Origin of the sequence: Bacillus sp. J33 (assembly GCF_000518885.1) — a bacterium.
In the GTDB taxonomy this organism is placed as follows: domain Bacteria; phylum Bacillota; class Bacilli; order Bacillales; family Cytobacillaceae; genus Cytobacillus.
Window position 1 is genome coordinate 86398 of the sequence record NZ_JAEL01000006.1, and the last position, 17502, is coordinate 103899.

At 42.0% G+C, this 17502-nt stretch carries 14 protein-coding genes; 12 read left to right on the top strand and 2 right to left on the bottom strand.

The genetic code is table 11. The annotated features are described in order from the left end of the window. Positions 1-6 precede the first annotated feature (6 nt). Positions 7-225, bottom strand: coding sequence for a DUF3892 domain-containing protein (locus tag L634_RS0102905; RefSeq protein ID WP_026581151.1), 219 nt, complete (start codon positions 223-225; stop codon positions 7-9). A 145-nt stretch (positions 226-370) separates the two neighbouring features. Between L634_RS0102905 and L634_RS0102910 the strand changes: the two genes are divergently transcribed. Both L634_RS0102910 and L634_RS0102915 read left to right on the top strand, forming a co-directional pair. Next, a complete protein-coding gene (locus L634_RS0102910; RefSeq protein ID WP_026581152.1) occupies positions 371-1075 on the top strand; it encodes a class I SAM-dependent methyltransferase in 705 nt (234 codons plus the stop codon). Next, complete coding sequence (locus L634_RS0102915; RefSeq protein ID WP_026581153.1) at positions 1072-1764, top strand: AIM24 family protein; 693 nt, start codon at positions 1072-1074, stop codon at positions 1762-1764. The genes L634_RS0102910 and L634_RS0102915 overlap by 4 nt, the downstream gene beginning before the upstream one ends. 183 nt (positions 1765-1947) lie before the next feature. Here the strand turns inward: L634_RS0102915 and metA are convergent, their stop codons facing one another. Further along, positions 1948-2856: a homoserine O-acetyltransferase MetA gene (gene metA / locus L634_RS0102920; protein WP_026581154.1), complete on the bottom strand. Its 909-nt coding sequence runs from the start codon at positions 2854-2856 to the stop codon at positions 1948-1950. Positions 2857-3034: 178 nt separating this feature from the next. On the opposite strand from metA, the gene L634_RS0102925 reads away from it, so the two are divergent. The 10 genes from L634_RS0102925 to L634_RS0102970 form a co-directional block, all read left to right on the top strand. Then, on the top strand, positions 3035-4723 hold the full coding sequence (locus tag L634_RS0102925; protein ID WP_026581155.1) for a formate--tetrahydrofolate ligase: 1689 nt from the start codon (positions 3035-3037) through the stop codon (positions 4721-4723). A 231-nt stretch (positions 4724-4954) separates the two neighbouring features. Beyond that, positions 4955-5488: a hypothetical protein gene (locus L634_RS0102930; protein ID WP_026581156.1), complete on the top strand. Its 534-nt coding sequence runs from the start codon at positions 4955-4957 to the stop codon at positions 5486-5488. Between the two features lie 231 nt (positions 5489-5719). After that, on the top strand, positions 5720-8800 hold the full coding sequence (locus L634_RS0102935; protein WP_232233690.1) for a GNAT family N-acetyltransferase: 3081 nt from the start codon (positions 5720-5722) through the stop codon (positions 8798-8800). A gap of 11 nt (positions 8801-8811) precedes the next feature. Next, the gene (locus L634_RS0102940) at positions 8812-9666 is read left to right on the top strand and encodes an amidohydrolase family protein (RefSeq protein WP_026581158.1); all 855 of its coding nucleotides are present in this window, start codon (positions 8812-8814) and stop codon (positions 9664-9666) included. Between the two features lie 102 nt (positions 9667-9768). Beyond that, the gene (locus L634_RS0102945) at positions 9769-10617 is read left to right on the top strand and encodes a DegV family protein (protein ID WP_026581159.1); all 849 of its coding nucleotides are present in this window, start codon (positions 9769-9771) and stop codon (positions 10615-10617) included. 298 nt (positions 10618-10915) lie between these two features. After that, the gene (locus L634_RS0102950; protein ID WP_026581160.1) at positions 10916-11563 is read left to right on the top strand and encodes an HD domain-containing protein; all 648 of its coding nucleotides are present in this window, start codon (positions 10916-10918) and stop codon (positions 11561-11563) included. Beyond that, positions 11560-13440, top strand: a complete 1881-nt coding sequence (locus L634_RS0102955; RefSeq protein ID WP_026581161.1) for an ABC-F family ATP-binding cassette domain-containing protein — start codon at positions 11560-11562, stop codon at positions 13438-13440. Before L634_RS0102950 ends, L634_RS0102955 begins: the two co-directional genes overlap by 4 nt. Positions 13441-13891: 451 nt before the next feature. Then, a complete protein-coding gene (locus L634_RS0102960) occupies positions 13892-15028 on the top strand; it encodes a conserved virulence factor C family protein (RefSeq protein ID WP_026581162.1) in 1137 nt (378 codons plus the stop codon). A 389-nt stretch (positions 15029-15417) separates the two neighbouring features. Continuing rightward, on the top strand, positions 15418-17103 hold the full coding sequence (gene ilvD / locus L634_RS0102965) for a dihydroxy-acid dehydratase (protein WP_026581163.1): 1686 nt from the start codon (positions 15418-15420) through the stop codon (positions 17101-17103). Positions 17104-17272: 169 nt separating this feature from the next. Continuing rightward, positions 17273-17502, top strand: a 230-nt coding sequence (locus tag L634_RS0102970; protein WP_026581164.1) for a transposase, incomplete at its 3' end; no start/stop codon positions are given.

Consider the following 17502-nt stretch of genomic DNA (forward strand, 5'->3'; position numbering starts at 1 on the left):
AGAGTTCTAATAGAAGCTTGGAAATTCATCAAAAGATGAAACTTCAGCTGGATTCAGGTACATCAACCCGTCTTCTCCTTCAGTAATTCGAATACCATCAATCAATCCATTTTCGGCCTCCTGCAGAGCTTTTCGATAGGAAATGATCCGCCCTTCCGAAGTCTGAAATGAAATAACCTCCCCGTTATGGTTTCGGTGGACTGCCACAAGCTGTTCGCCGTTCATGGAAACCTCTCCTTTATTCAAATATCTAAGAGTATTGTTGACACTTTTAAGAATTTATAATCAAAGGGTTTTTAAAGCCTGCAGCGAATTTAAAATATTGGGAACCTTTTGTTGTATCAGTCGTAAATAAAGACGGAGGGATGGAATGAATACGTTTAACTGGTCCGCTGAAGCAGAGAAGCTTTGGGATAATAATTCGGAATCGTGGAATTCAAAGAGCCGTGAAATGTGGGAACAAGGAAGCCGAAAAGATATCATTTCTTTTTTTGAGAAGCATGTTGAAAAAGGATTAATGGTATGTGATCTGGGATGCGGGGATGGCTATGGATCATATAAGCTTGCTATGGCTGGCTATCAGGTTATGGGTGTCGATGTTTCCGAAGAAATGATACATAAAGCTAAAGAACTGAATGCCGATACTCGTGCGGAATTTATAAAGGCTGATATTTCCCGTCTGCCGTTTAAGGAGAATTCGGCTGATGCTGTACTTGCCATCAATTCGCTTGAATGGACAGAAAGCCCGCTTGATGTATTGGAAGAAATGAATCGAATAATTAAGCCTGGGGGAAAGGCATGCATCGGTATTCTTGGACCAACTGCAGCACCGCGTGTAAACAGTTATCGCCGCCTATATAAAGAACAAGTAATATGCAATACGATGATGCCATGGGAATTTGAGCAGCTTGCCGCAGAAAATGGATGGACTAAAATTACTGAATTAGGTGTTTATAAAAAAGCATCTGAACAGCTTTCAAAAGGTTCACTGACAGTTGATCTGAAACAGGCACTCTCTTTTATGTGGGTTTTCATGCTGGAACATAAAAAACAGGAAGGAATGGTTGAAGAATGAGCCGTTACTCAATCGAAGAGTTTGTAAATCAGACAAAACAGCAGGATAAAGGTGAAGGACTATTTGAACTTGAAACACCAAGAATGCTAGAAATTAATTTAACCAATCAAGTTTGGGCAAAAGCAGGAGGCATGGTTTCTTACCGGGGACAGATAAAGTTTGAGCGCGAAGGGATTTTGGAGCATGGTTTAGGCAAAATGTTTAAAAAGGCACTTACTGGTGAAGGAACATCCTTGATGAAAGCAACAGGGAACGGAAAATTATATCTTGCTGACCAGGGGAAGAAGATATCTATCTTGAATCTCAATGGAGATGCCATATTTGTAAATGGCAATGACTTGCTTGCTTTCGAGCCTTCGATTAATTGGGATATTAAGCTCATGAAAAGGATGGCAGGAATGCTTGCTGGCGGATTATTCAACGTCCGTCTAGAAGGATCCGGAATGATTGCCATTACCTCCCATTATGAACCGCTCACACTTATGGTAACACCTGATAACCCAGTATTCACAGATCCGAATGCAACGGTTGCATGGTCAGGAACATTGGAGCCGGAGTTTGTAACAGACGTTTCATTTAAAACCTTCCTTGGAAGAGGGAGCGGCGAATCAATCCAAATGAAATTTTCAGGCAACGGCTTCGTCGTTGTTCAGCCATTTGAAGAAGTATATTACGCACAGCAGTCGTAAGACAGGCCGGTTTTAGAGAGGGAAGCCTCTTTAAAACCGGTTTTTTGATGCCGGCATACAAGTATGGTGATTTTCGCGGTAAAAATTCTTGTTTTATCTGCGATTTATTAATTATAGTGCGATTTTCATCAAATTAAGTGCAAATAATCCAAAGTAAAAAACCCGGCAATACCGGGTTCAATATTAATCCCATTCAAAAGGTGTTTCCTGGTAAACATAGTAATTCAGCCAGTTTGAAAATAATAAATGAGCGTGTGAACGCCATTTATTATATGGCTTTCTTTCTGGATCGTCATTCGGAAAATAGTATTTCGGCAGAGGCACCTGCAAGCCTCTGCTTCTATCTCTTGTGAATTCTTCTGCAAGAGTGGTTGCTTCATATTCCAAATGGCCGGTAATCATGATTTGCTTGCCGGCATTTGCACTCATGATAAAAGGACCTGCTTCTTCTGAGGCTGAAAGCAGTTTGATTTCCGGATGCTGGAGCAATTCCTCTTTATAGACATCGGTATGGCGAGAATGAGGAGCCGAGAAGATATCATCAAAGCCTCTAAGCAGCTTCTCGGTTCTGTCAAGAACCTCGTGTTCATAAATGCCTGAGCATTTTTCCGGCAGTTCGTATTTGCCTATTCCAAAGTGGTAAAACAATGCGGCTTGGGCACCCCAGCAAATATGCAGGGTAGAGGTAACATTTGTTTTTGTCCACTCCATGATTCCGGTAAGTTCTTCCCAATAATCCACATGTTCAAAGTCAAGAAGCTCTACAGGTGCTCCCGTAATAATCATACCATCAAACTTGCGATTCTTAACCTTGGAAAAGGTGGTATAAAACTGCTCCAAATGCATAGGGCTCGTATTTTTTGACTGATGGGTAGCAGTCTTTAAAAATGAGATGTTTACCTGAAGCGGTGTGTTCCCTAAAAGCCTTAAAAGGTGAGCTTCGGTTTTTTCCTTTTCAGGCATCAAATTTAAGATCAAAATATTTAAAGGGCGGATATCCTGGTTTTTAGCCCGGTCCTCATCCATCACGAAAATATTTTCTTCTTCTAAGATTTCCCTGGCAGGAAGCAGCTTAGGAATTTTAATTGGCAAATGATCATCTCCCTGACAAAATTTCAATTAAACTTATTATAATGACGATTCAAAATTGTATCAATGCTTTAGTACGTGAAAATCTAAAAATATCAAAAACAACTGATTAGTAACTGACCCAGGAATGGTACAATATATCTGTAAGAACCTATACATATTGGATTTCAGGGGGATAAAAATGAATGTGAAACCGGTTGTGAAATCAGACATCGAAATCGCTCAAGCATCAACAATGAAACCTATCGCTGAAATTGCCGAGAAACTCGGGCTCACTGGCGAGGATATCGAGCTATTCGGAAAGTATAAAGCAAAATTATCAACAGAGACTTTAAAAAAATTAAGAACGAAGAAAAGCGGAAAATTAATCCTGGTTACTTCCATAAATCCAACACCGGCCGGGGAAGGAAAATCAACCGTAACGGTTGGCCTTGGCGATGCTTTTAACAGGCTCGGAAAAAAGGCCATGGTTGCCATGAGAGAGCCTTCGCTTGGGCCAACAATGGGGATTAAGGGAGGAGCAACTGGAGGCGGATACTCGCAAGTCCTGCCGATGGAAGATATAAACCTGCACTTTACAGGTGATCTTCACGCCATTACTACAGCTAATAACGCCCTGGCGGCCCTGATCGATAACCACTTGCAGCAGGGCAATCAGCTGAACATCGACCAGAGAAGAATTGTATGGAAGCGAGCAATGGATTTGAATGACCGGGCTTTAAGAAAAGTAGTGATTGGACTGGGTGGGCCTGTACAGGGGATTCCGCGTGAGGATGGTTTTGATATTACGGTTGCTTCGGAAATTATGGCTGTTTTATGCCTTGCTTCCGATCTCCAAAACCTAAAAGAACGACTCGGAAAAATGGTTATTGCCTATAATTTCGCCAAACAGCCGGTAACAGTGGCAGACCTTGGTGTAGAAGGCGCACTTACTTTGCTGTTAAAAGAAGCAGTAAAACCAAATTTGGTTCAAACGATTGAGCATACGCCCGCATTAGTCCATGGCGGTCCGTTTGCAAATATTGCTCATGGCTGCAATAGTGTGATTGCCACAGCAGCTGCATCTAAGCTGGCTGATTATGTTGTTACAGAAGCGGGATTCGGCGCAGATCTTGGCGCTGAAAAGTTTCTGAATATAAAAGCCAGAACAGAAGGCATTGATCCTGAAGCCGTAGTTATAGTAGCCACAATTCGAGCACTAAAAATGCATGGCGGCTTACCAAAAACAGAGCTTGGCAAAGAAGATACAGATGCTCTCACGGCAGGGTTCGCCAACTTAAAGAAGCATGTAGAGACCATTGAAAGCTTTGGGCTTCCATACATAGTTGCTATTAACCGATTTATATCTGACAGCGAAAATGAAGTGAATGTATTAAAAGATCTTTGCAGCCAGGCCGGCATTCCTGTTGCTCTAACTGAGGTTTGGAAAAAAGGCGGAGAAGGCGGCGTTGAGCTGGCTGAGAAGCTTCTGGAGATTTTAGAGGAGAAAGAAAATAATTTCAATCATCTGTATGATTTATCCCTTCCGCTCGAAGAAAAAATTCAAACAATAGCCCAAAAGGTTTATGGTGCGGATAAAGTTGAGTATTCAACTAAAGCAAAAAAGCAAATAAAAGACTTTGAAAGCCATGGCTGGGGCAATCTGCCGATTTGTATGGCTAAAACACAGTATTCTTTATCCGATGATCCGGCAAAGCTGGGACGGCCGTCAGACTTTACTATCACCATTAGGGAGCTGAAGGCTTCTATTGGTGCAGGATTCATTGTCGCCCTTACCGGGGATGTCATGACAATGCCTGGACTGCCTAAAGTCCCTGCGGCCATGAACATGGATGTAGATGAGGATGGAAATGCACTTGGTTTATTTTAAGAATAGAATGTATAATTTTTAAATTCGATAACTGTCAAGCTCCAGCGCTGCCCTATAGGTGACAAGCCAGCCTCTCAGAAAGGTAAAGAATACCTTCTGCGAGAGGTTCGCCTTGTGCTTGAGGCCACAGGAAGAAGGTCATGCAGACGTTGCTACAGGACGTGGCGTTTTTAGTCTGGGTTTCGCTTTGGGCAAGGCGCTTGCGCTTTTCGATTAGGGGAGGTTCTGCCCATGTTTGATCCTACAGCTTTTGAAAATATGAAGGTTGTGATGGAAGGCGGCTTTTATGATCGGGATCTTAACGGTGAGATTAGAATTATTGACCGGAATGATATCATAAATTCTGCTAAAATGGCCCGGCGATATGAGATTGCTTTTACCGATATTGTTGATGAGCGGGAGGATATTTTCTGCACGTTTACAATGGAGGCAGGCCTTGAAAATTTGGCGGCTGAGCTATCGCCTGAAGGGCGTTCTGAAAAGCTGGCTGGGTGCCATGTATCGGTGAAATTTGCAATGGATCTAAAGAATGATTCTCAGCTTATTAAGGAAAATCGTGAAATTTTGCAGGAGATTTGGGGAAGTGACCGGACGATAAAACAAATAGTGAAATATGACCCGGAGAGTATGGATAACACAGTGCAAGCAGAAGCTGTAATACTATTTAATCGTCTTGTATACGAAGAACAGATAGATGATCTAACCGAGATGATCAACTACATGATGATTTCCTTGCAAGCATTAAATAAAATTAGATATAGATAAGTCCCCGAAAATGTTGCCTTGCTCTCTAATGGAGCAAGGCATTTTTTAACCAAAAACGGACGGAAAATTCAAAACTATATTTACAATATTAACTGCACCTAATACGATTAAGAAGGAATGGTAAAACGTTCCTAATAATACATTAAGGAGGAGAACAAAATGGTTAAAAAGGTATGTGTCAGTAAGGGATGTAAAGAGGAAAGACAAGACGTAACCTAGTCAGGAGGACAAATGATGATCCAAGGTACGGACAAAATTAGAATTGCCGAGTATCATGAGGGCCTTGCAGCTGGAATCGCAAAAATGTGGAATCTTAGCCGTGATAGCTGGGGGGGAGATACCAGCGTTATGACTGAAGAACAGGTAAAAACGAAGGAAGCGAATAATGGCAATATTGATTTGTTTTTAGTGTTGGATGGAGAAGAGGTAGTAGGTTATTGCGGATTATCCGAATACAAGGAAGATACCGGCTCTTTATATATTCCCCTTCTAAATGTAAGGCCGGATTACCATGGCCGGAAAATTGGAAAAATGCTTGTGCTGAAAGCACTCCAAAAAACAATTGAATTGGGCTGGCCGCGCCTTGATTTATATACATGGCCAGGCAATGTGAAGGCAGTACCGCTCTATAAAAAATGCGGTTTTTTCTGGGAGGAAAGGGATGAAACTACACATCTAATGAATTTTATCCCTGCTGTCCATCAAACTCCGCTTCTCAGGCCGATTCTGGAAAAAATAGATTGGTATAATCATAGTGTAAGGGAAATTCAGGTGAAGCCTGATGGAATCAAAGAAAATGGTTTTACTTTTTATGAGTATGAATGGGAAAACGAAAAAACATCTGCGCGGGTAAGATTTGAAAGAACAGGCAGGGGAATTAGTTTAATTGAAACGGAAAAGTATTCTCTTGAACTCTTCATGGATGACCATGAAGCAATCGAAAATGAAACCCGAAATTTCAAGCTGAAGGTTGTCAATAAAACGGGAAATCCCGTTTCGCTTAGGGCGGAAGGAGACAATCAAGGCAGGGTTGAAGCAGATTTTGTACATGAAATGCTTGTTGAGAGTGACGTTATTATAAATGGGAAATTAATGATCCATGAAGGAGAAGAACCAAGTGTCTGGAAAACGCATCCTTCATTAGCGGTTAAAGTTTGGCTGGATGGCAAAGAGTGTGTGCTGCGCCTCGGTTTGAAACCAATGCAGCCCGCAAAAATCACGGGAGTTTCCAAGGGAAATCTCAGGTTTTTACACCAGGAAGCGGAACTGGAGCTTGAAGTGGAAAATAGTCTTAAAGAGGATGCCTGCTTCCGCTTATTTATTGCGGAAGATGAACATGCTGAATTAAAAAAGCAGGAATTCATTCTAGAACTATTAAAGAATGAACGAAAGCTTCTCAAGATCCCATTTAAAGTAAGGAAGTATGGTTTTTACAATCCGGAGATTGCTATAAAAGCCAGGAAGAGTGATGGCTCCGAGCTATCCTTTAACAGCAGTGCAGCAGGTGTGGCCCTTAAAAGTTTTGGACAGAGGTTCGGGGGAGAGTCAAAAGATTTTTGGCATATTTGCAATGGAATCTGTCAGGTGAATATCCGGAAATGGGATTATAGAATAACAGCAGGCCGGAATGAAAATGTTGACCAGCCATTTGCGTTTTTCGTTCCTAAGCTTGGCAAGCCTTATTCAACGGAGTTTTCGAAGGCTAAGCCAGAACAGGCAGAGTGGTTCATTGATGATTCTGCAATTACTTTCAAATTGGTTTTCAGGTCAAAAGGCTTCCCGGGAATTTTTTTAACCCTATATACGTCCTTATATGGTGAAGGGATTATAAAAACATGGGCTGAACTGAACAACCAAGGAGAAGCAAAATATGAGAATCTCTCCTTTAACCAGCCGCTGTATCATGAAAAGCAGCATACCATTTTTCCGCTTGGTAATGAAATTGTGGAATTTTCAGAAGTCAAAGGGTTGGAATTCGGAGAGGTTTCAGCAAGCAGCATGACTGAAAATTGGTATTTCTCTAAGCATGATGGTGAACCAATTGGATTCTGCTGGCCGAAAAATGCAAAGGCTAACCCTGATGGGTGGCAATTTTATTATGAGCAGGATGCAGGCAGCCTTGAACCAGGTGAACAAGTTGTATTAGAACCTGCATATTTATCAGTTGGCGCTTTTCAAACATGGGAACAAATGCGGGCGTTTGCCAATGGGACAGCTGATAAAGAAGTCAAAACTGTGCAGAATGAAAAAGCTTTGATTGTAAATGGAGGCAATCCTGTAGCTGCTGATGCCGGAACAGTCAAGGTCAGCTTGAAAACTCATCGTTCAAGCTATTTGGATGGCACCATGGATCTTTATCTAAATAATGAAAAGAAACAATCCGCAAGTTTCAGCAGGGAAGAAGAGATTAAGGTGTTCACAGGTTATTTGCCTATAAGGGGAACAATGCCGCTAACGATCGTAAAGGCTGACACAAGCATTGACAGTGAGAAAAAGCAGCTAAAGGATCTTCTTCTAGTACCTGAGGGTGATGTAAGCACTTCTACGAAAAAGCAGGGAGACGACCAGGTTTATATGCTGGATAACGGCATCCTTCGTCTGAAAGCATCACCTGAATTTTATCCTGGACTATTTTCACTTTCCTATCAGGAGCGGGAGTGGCTTGATACTTCCTACCCTAAGATAATTGCCAAAGGGTGGTGGAATCCTTGGGCTGGCGGGATGAAAACCATGCCATCGCAAATGAGTGTGTTTTCCTTATTAAAAGAGAAATCCACTGCTGAATTTACGAGTCTTAAAGATTCGTTTGGAAATGAATGGACTGCGCTGGCAATCCGGACGAAGGTTACCCATCATTCCCTATGGAAAGGGCTGGAGTATACACAGTACTTTGCGCTATTGCCAGGGGTTCCAGTCCTTGCCCACTGGGTAAAAATAGAGCATACTGGGGGAAAGATTTTAACAAATGAAAGATGGATCTCAGATTTATTTTTGTCAGCAGGATCAATATCAAATCTAACTCTCACAGTCCGTGACAAAGGTGAAGAGTCACGCTATCAGGCTGGAATGGAAGAGCAATTCTTTTTGAAGTTAGATGATGCTCATATTTCCAGCTGCCGTTCTCCTGAGAAAATGTATGTGGCGGGGAGCAAAGATAGCGAACTTCAGGGAGCTTATATGAATAAGGAAGCCTTTCGGATTATTTCTGAGAGGAAATCAGGCCTTTTGGCCAAACCAGGATACATCCTATTTGACGAAAGAAGTTTAATGGGAACAACCCTAAAAAGTCTGCATAATCTAGAATTCAGCTAAAAGGAGAATCCATGAAAGTCATAGATGCACATATTCACTTTTCTGATATTAAATCATTTCACCATACAGCAGATAAGCTGTCTTTAGTTGATTATTCATATAATGGGCACCAGGTAGAGTTCCAAAGCGCAAATGTAGTTCTAAGCATTGCAATGGGTCTTACGGAAACAGATCAAATGGGCTTTCCGGACTGCGGGGCCAGGACACCTATGGGGCTTGACTTGGCAGATAAAATACCTGCTGATATCGTTTGCTGCCCTGGCATAAATCCGTACGATTTAAATGAAGAGGCGCTTCATAGACTGGAACTTGACCTTCAGAAACCTAACGTAGTAGGGATTAAGATATATCTAGGCTATTATCCCTTCTATGCTTATGATCAGGTATATGAGCCTGTTTATGCCCTTGCAGAAAAATACAGTGTCCCGGTCGTTTTTCATACCGGTGACACATATTCTGAAAGGGGATTGCTGAAGTATTCACACCCTTTGGCAATTGACGAAGTGGCAGTTAAACACCGAAATGTAACTTTCATGATGGCTCATTTTGGAGATCCATGGACACTGACAGGAGCTGAAATCATTTATAAAAATCCAAATGTCTATGCCGATTTATCAGGCTTGATTGTTGGAACGGAAAAAGAATTGAAGAAACGCAGTGAAGGAAGGTTTTTGGATCATCTCAGGCATGCCCTCGTTTTTGCAGATTCATATGATAAATTGCTGTTTGGAACGGATTGGCCGCTTGCGCCGGTTGGGCCTTATATTGAATTTATAAAAGGGTTAATCCCGGAGGAACACCATGAAGATGTTTTTTACAATACCGCTTTAAGGGTGTTCCCAAAGATTAGGGCTTACCTGGCATAAAGACTTAAGGCTGGGGTGAATGAAATCCTTCACTGCCAGCCTTTCAAGCAGTCTAATTTACATACATGCACGAATAAATTACTAAAAAAGGGGGCGGTTTAAATGGCTAAAATTGCTTGGGTAACCGACAGCACCGCATTTTTAAATGACGAATTGAAAAATCATCCTGATTTATACCAAATTCCGATGACCATCATTATGGATGGAAAAGAGTTTACCGACGGAGTTGATTTAACACCTGAGGAGCTATATGCACGTTTAAAGACTCTGGATACTGCTCCAAAAACATCTCAGCCATCGATAGGGGCTTTTCGGGATTTATACGAAAAGCTGCAGGAAAACTATGATGTGATCATTGCCGTCCTGGTATCTTCCAAGCTAAGCGGAACCGTTTCTTCGAGTGAACAGGCATCACAGCTTGTTGACATACCGGTGTATAGTGTTGACTCAAAGATCCTCTCATATCCATTAACCAGAATGATGTTAAAAGGAATGGAATGGGCAGAATCAGGCTTGGAAGTGGAGGAAATAAACAATAATCTTGAGATGCTGCGGGACACAGGAGAGACATATGTTTTGATCGGAAGCCTGGAACAGCTTCACCGAAGCGGAAGGATGTCAGGGGTTCAATTTTTCCTTGGAAGCATGCTGAATGTAAAACCGATTATCTCTGTGCATGATGGAGAATTAAGTGTCAAGGAGAAAGCCCGAAGCGAGAAAAAGGCAAAAGACAAAATTGTCCAGCTGCTAAGGAGCGCACATGAAAAGAAACCGCTGAAAGAGGTATTTATTCTGTATGGATTGCATCCTGAAGAAGCAGATAGCTGGAAGGAAGAGCTGGAGGAAGAATTCCCAAATATCCAGTTCGGCTGCTATTCTTTGGGGGCAACAATTGGTGTCCATGCAGGTGAACATACACTCGGAATAAGCTGGCTAAATGGTTTGGATTAAGCTTTATAAAGCAGTTTCAAAGGGCCTGGCTCAAGAAATCATTTAAAAATGGTTACTTGGACCAGGCTTTTGTATGCAGAATACTAAAATAATTGTTTTATTCGTTAATTCTCATGATTGTTCGCTAAATATAATATTTATTAGTTTTGGCGTTTTCTCTGTTAAGTTCCTTTTTTTCAGAAAACGGAGGCGGAAATAAACAGCCTAAAGGTTTGGAACATGGAATAACCTTGCCAATGTTTCTTTTTCCCGACTAATGTTAAAATGGACAGTGGAGTTTGAAAGCAGGTGGAGATTAATGGATGAAAAAATCATACATATAACAGAAAATTTTGTTCGCGATGCCTTAGGAGAAGATTCAACCGGACATGATTGGCATCATATTGAACGGGTACGCAAAAATGCATTATATATAGCCGAAAAAGAGCAAAAAGGCGATTCATTTATGATTGAAATGGCAGCTTTGCTACATGATATTCCCGATGAAAAACTAAATCCTTCGAAAGAGGAAGGCGAAAGGAAGCTTTCTGAGTTCCTGCAGACCTTGGGAATTCAAGAAGGTATCATAAATAAAATCAAGGAAATTATTTATTCAATTTCCTTCAAAGGCGGGAAAAATACCAGGCTTTTAAGCGAAGAAGCCGAAATTGTCCAGGATGCAGACAGGCTGGATGCGATTGGTGCTGTGGGGATAGCCAGAGCTTTTGCCTACGGAGGCAAAAAAGGCCAGGCGATTTATGATCCGGATATGGCAGCCAGAAATAAAATGACTGAAGCCGAGTACAGGAATGGAAAGTCAACATCTATCAATCATTTTTATGAAAAACTGTTAAAGCTGAAAGATAGACTGAATACAGAAACAGCAATAAAAATGGCGGAAGACCGGCACCAATTTATGGAGCAGTTTTTACAGCAATTTTATAAAGAATGGAATGGTCAAGCATGAAAATGATCTCTGTGGAGAATGTCACAAAAACATATGGAGAAAAAGAACTTTTTAATAACATTTCTTTTACAATCGCTGAAAAAGAAAGGGTAGGTCTCATCGGTGTAAACGGAACGGGGAAATCCTCCTTGTTGAAGGTGATTGCCGGAGTTGACCAGCCTGATTCAGGCGAAATTGTCACCCCAAAGGACTACACAATTTCTTATTCAGCCCAACAGCCTGAGCTTGATTATGAACTAACAGTGCTTGAGCAGGTTTTTGCAGGGGATGCCCCGGTCCTTGTTCTGCAGAGAGAATATGAATTGACCCTGATGCAGCTTAGTGAAAGCCCAGAAGATCCAGCCATACAGGAAAAGCTTTTTGAGCTCCAGAAAAGAATGGATACATTGGATGCCTGGGAAGTGAATACAGATGCGAAAACGATTCTCACAAAGCTTGGAATTGAAGATTTCAGCAAAAAAATTGGAGAGCTATCCGGCGGACAGAAGAAGCGGGTGGCTCTAGCTCAGGTACTGATCCAGTCACCAGATTTACTCATTCTGGACGAGCCTACAAACCATCTGGACTTTGAATCTGTCAAGTGGCTAGAAGATTATCTGGGGCGGTACAGGGGTGCGCTTTTGCTCGTTACCCATGACCGTTACTTCCTTGACCGGGTGACAAATAGGATGTTTGAACTTGAAGGCGGCAGTCTTTACAGCTATAAAGGCAATTATGCTGCCTTTTTGGAAGCAAAGGCAATTAGAGAAGAAAATGAAGCTGCAACCATAGAAAAGCAGAAAAACCTTTTCAGAAGGGAACTTGAATGGATCAGAAGAGGGGCAAAAGCACGAACAACGAAACAAAAAGCCAGAATCCAGCGGTTCGAATCTCTTGATAGCCAGCTTGCAAATGTTAAAACTTCTGAAAAGCTTGATATGTCCTTAAGCGGAAGCCGTCTTGGAAAACAAGTCTTTGAACTGGAAAATGCTTCGAAGAAATATGGCAGCCAGGTCATTTTGGATAAGTTCAGCCTCTTGGTGAAACCAGGGGACAGGATAGGAATTATCGGACGGAACGGAACCGGGAAATCTACACTGCTGAATATACTGGCAGGAAAAATTCCGCTTGATTCGGGTGAGCGCATTATCGGGCAGACCGTAAAAATTGCTTACTACACGCAGGAAAGCGAAGACATGGATGAAAATAAGCGCATGATTGAATACCTTAAGGAAACAGCCCAAGTAGTGGAAACGTCTGATGGAAAAACGATATCGGCTGCCCAAATGCTGGAACGCTTTCTTTTCCCTTCGTTTACACATGGCACCCCGATCCGAAAACTGTCTGGCGGGGAAAAACGCAGGCTTTACTTGTTAAAAATTTTAATGTCAGAGCCAAACGTACTGCTCCTTGATGAGCCAACGAATAATCTTGATACCCAAACACTGACGGTTTTAGAGGATTATTTAGACGATTTCCCTGGAGTCGTTATAACAGTGTCCCATGACAGGTATTTCCTTGATAAAGTTGCCGATCAGCTTCTTGTCTTAAAAGGTGAAGGTATAGTCGATTCTTTTTATGGAAACTACAGCGAATTTCTTGAAAAAGAAAGTTCAAAGCCGGTTCATAAAAGCCCATCAGTTCCAGAGATGCCGAAGGAAACAAAGCCTAAAAAGAAAAGAATGAGTTACAAAGAGAAAAAGGAATGGGAAGAGATTGATGGCAAGATTGAATCAGTCGAAAGCCGGCTGGAAGAGATTGCTTCCGAAATGGCCAATATAGGCAGTGACTTTGTAAAAGGGCAGGCCTTAATGGAGGAAGAAGCGAAACTTAATGAAGAGCTTGAATTTTTAATTGAAAGATGGAGCTATCTTTCAGAAGCAGCTGAGAATGAATAAATGATATAGGACCCGAGGCAAACGCTTCGGGTTTTTAATATTGGCTGTTAGTAATGTTTGCTGTTTTTCGGGTGGCTAACTAAGTATAATCAACGGGCAGAATTTATTAAACAGCAATTTTTGAGTAAAGAGCATGAATATATTTATGAAAGGCTGAGTTTAGGTTTATTCGTAATTTGCACTCGGTTAATTGGAGGAGAAGTCGCAAGGTTTATCAAAAGTACATTCAATTTATCTTCGTTAGATTTGTAATTAGGATGATTATTCAGTATCCAGCAAAAGATGCGAAGCAGGGGGGCCATTAAGGCACAAAGCTACAAGGGGGCTAATATCGCCATCTGAAAGGCCAATGAGGGACAGAAATGGAAATGCGCATGAAATGCCTCGGGAATTTTCTTATGTTAGAATAAGACCAGTTGCTACCGTGAAAACATTAAAAAGGGTGATACTTTTGAAGATAAAAGCAATTGAACCAACTCCTAGTCCCAATACAATGAAGGTAATTCTTGACGAAGAACTTCCAATGGGAAAAAGCAATAATTATAAAAAAGACAAAAGCGAGGGTGCTCCAAAGGTTATTCTGGATATTCTTGCCATTGAAGGAGTAAAAGGTGTTTACCACGTTGCAGACTTTTTAGCAGTTGAAAGAAATGCCAAATATGACTGGAAAGAACTGCTTCCAAAAGTCCGCTCTGCTTTTGGCGAAGACATTGATAGTGAAAGCGGCGAAGAGAACGGCATCGATGAGCATTTTGGAGAAGTGCAGGTCTTTGTCCAAATGTACAAAGGAATTCCTATGCAGGTAAAGCTGACTGACGGTACGGAAGAAAAGCGCTTTGGATTGCCTGAAAACTTTATTACAGCTGTTTCAGAGGCTCAAGATCCAGCGGATAATGTTGTCATGGTCCGCAAGTGGAAGGAATTTGGCGTCCGGTACGGGGACTTTGACCAAGTCGGCCATGATATTGTGGAGGAGCTAATGGCTGCCTATCCTGAGGGAAGGCTCCAGACACTTGTTCATATAGCTAAAAGTCCAGAGAAAGCTGAGGAAAAGCATGCACGCCCGCGTCTAAAACTTAAGGCCGGGGATCTGGATTCTCCTGATTGGCGGGTTCGATACCAAAAACTCGAACAAATGGATGATCCTACTGCCGAAGACCTCCCTGTCCTGGAAAAAGCACTGAACGATGAAAAAGCTTCAATAAGAAGGCTGGCTACTGTTTACCTTGGCATGATTGAAGATAAAAAAGTATTGCCTCTGCTATATAAAGCACTAAAGGATAAAACCGTAACAGTAAGACGAACTGCAGGAGACTGTTTGTCTGACTTAGGCTTTGAAGAAGCAATGGACGCCATGAAGGAAGCATTGAAGGATAACAGCAAGCTTGTTCGCTGGCGAGCTGCCATGTTTTTATACGAAGCAGGTGATGAAAGTGCACTGCCTGCCCTTAAAGAAGCTGAAGATGATTCTGAATTTGAAGTCAGCATGCAGATTAAACTGGCTATCGAAAGGATCGAACATGGCGAAGAAGCAAAAGGTTCGGTCTGGAAGCAAATGACTGAATCACGTAAGCAGGGACAAGAATAAAAAATAATTAAGACCGCTCATTGGGCAACAGCCACGAGCGGTTTTTTTTGTTAATGGCCGTTCCCTTGTTTTCTGGATTTCTGGCTGAAGGGAAGCTAAAGATGATGTAGTATTCCCAAACCTCCCCAATTTTCTAATCAACTAAACTACCGAGAGTTTTGATTAGGATTTTCGTAATTTCGTCCAATATTTTGTAGCCCCTTTTTTAAATACATCTCTTATATACATTGCAGTTTTACCCTTTTAAAGTAAAAAAATATATTAAATTAGTGAAAATTATTGAAATTATTAGAAAAAAAGTCTATATTGTAAAGAAAATATTTGGGAGGTTCATTATTTCATTCCCGCAAAATAGAATAGCAGATTTTGAAATTGGAGGTTTTACTACTATGACTGACTCAAAAATGAGAAGCGACATGATCAAAAAAGGAACGGACCGCGCACCGCACCGAAGCTTATTGCGTGCTGCAGGCGTAAAGGAAGAAGACTTCGGCAAGCCATTTATTGCAGTGTGCAACTCCTATATAGATATTGTTCCAGGGCATGTTCATTTGCAGGAATTCGGTAAAATTGTTAAGGAAGCGATCCGTGAAGCAGGCGGTGTTCCGTTTGAATTTAATACAATCGGGGTAGATGATGGAATTGCCATGGGGCATATCGGAATGCGTTATTCTCTTCCAAGCCGCGAGATCATTGCAGACTCTCTTGAAACGGTTGTGTCTGCACACTGGTTCGATGGCATGGTCTGTATCCCGAATTGCGACAAAATTACGCCCGGCATGATGATGGGCGCTCTGAGAGTCAATATTCCTACTGTTTTTGTAAGCGGAGGCCCAATGAAAGCAGGAGTTGACTCTAGCGGCAAGCCATTGTCCTTAAGCTCTGTTTTTGAGGGAGTCGGTGCATATGAATCTGGGAAAATCGATGAACAAAGGCTGCAGGAAATAGAACAAGTTGCATGCCCAACGTGCGGGTCATGCTCCGGAATGTTCACTGCGAACTCTATGAATTGCCTTGCTGAAGGCTTAGGTCTTGCTCTGCCGGGTAATGGTACAATTCTGGCTGTATCGGAAGAGAGAAAAGAGTTTGTCAAACGCTCAGCAAAGCAGTTAATGGAGTTAATCAAACAGGATATCAAGCCGCGCGACATTGTTACAGTTGATGCGATTGATAATGCATTTGCATTGGATATGGCGATGGGCGGTTCTACCAATACAGTCCTTCATACCTTGGCCCTGGCACATGAAGCTGAAATCGATTATTCAATTGAACGAATTAATGAAATAGCAAACCGTGTACCGCATCTTGCAAAGATCGCGCCTGCGTCGGACTATCATATTGAAGATGTTCATAATGCTGGCGGCGTTAGTGCGATCATTAATGAATTGCTGAAAAAGCCTGATGCTTTAAATGGAGATTGTCTGACGGTAACTGGCAAGCCTTTGCGCGAGAATGTCGCAGGCTGTGAAATATTGGACGAAAATGTAATCCGTCCTCTGGAAAATCCTCATTCCGAGCGCGGAGGCCTGGCAGTCTTATTTGGAAATCTTGCACCGGAAGGTTCTATCATTAAAGTTGGGGCAGTTGACGAATCTGTAGGCGGATATCATAGAGGGCCTGCTATTTGCTTTGATTCCCAGGAAGAGGCATTATCCGGCATCATCACCGGTAAAGTGCAGGAAGGCCATGTTGTAGTTATTCGGTATGAAGGCCCTAAAGGAGGACCGGGTATGCCGGAAATGCTTGCGCCTACCTCCCAGATTGTCGGACGCGGCCTTGGTGCTAAAGTCGGCCTGATTACTGATGGCAGATTCTCCGGTGCTTCAAGGGGGATCAGCATTGGGCATATATCTCCTGAAGCAGCAGAAGGCGGCCCCATTGCTTTTGTAGAAGACGGGGACATTATTGAGCTTGATTTAAATAATCGCACAATCAACCTTGAGATTTCTGATGAAGAATTTGAAAAACGCAAAGCCAATTGGAAAGGGTTCGAGCCAAAGGTTAAGAAAGGCTATCTGGCACGTTACTCAAAGCTTGTAACCAATGCAAGCACGGGCGGCGTTATGAAAATATAAGATATTTTAAAAACCAGCCAGCTTTTGTGGCTGGTTTTTTGCTTTGGCCGATAAAAAGCCGGTTTTGGCCGTTAAATCCATAGTTTTGATGCTAGACTAAAAAACGGACACGGTAAATTGACACTTTCGTTATAATGATTAACAAAGAACAATTAAAGGACGTGTCTAAATGGGGAAGCATTTTGATCTCGAATACAAAATACAGATTGCACAAATGGTCGTAGAAGATGGTAAAAAAGCAACTCAATTAGCGAGAGACCTAGATATTCCAGTCGGAACCATTAGGAACTGGGTTGATGCATACAAGAAAAAGAGTCAAAAGGGTTTCGTGGGGAGTGGCAATACGTCCCCTGAAATAAAGCCCTACAAGGACCTTCAAAAAGAAAATACAGACTTGAA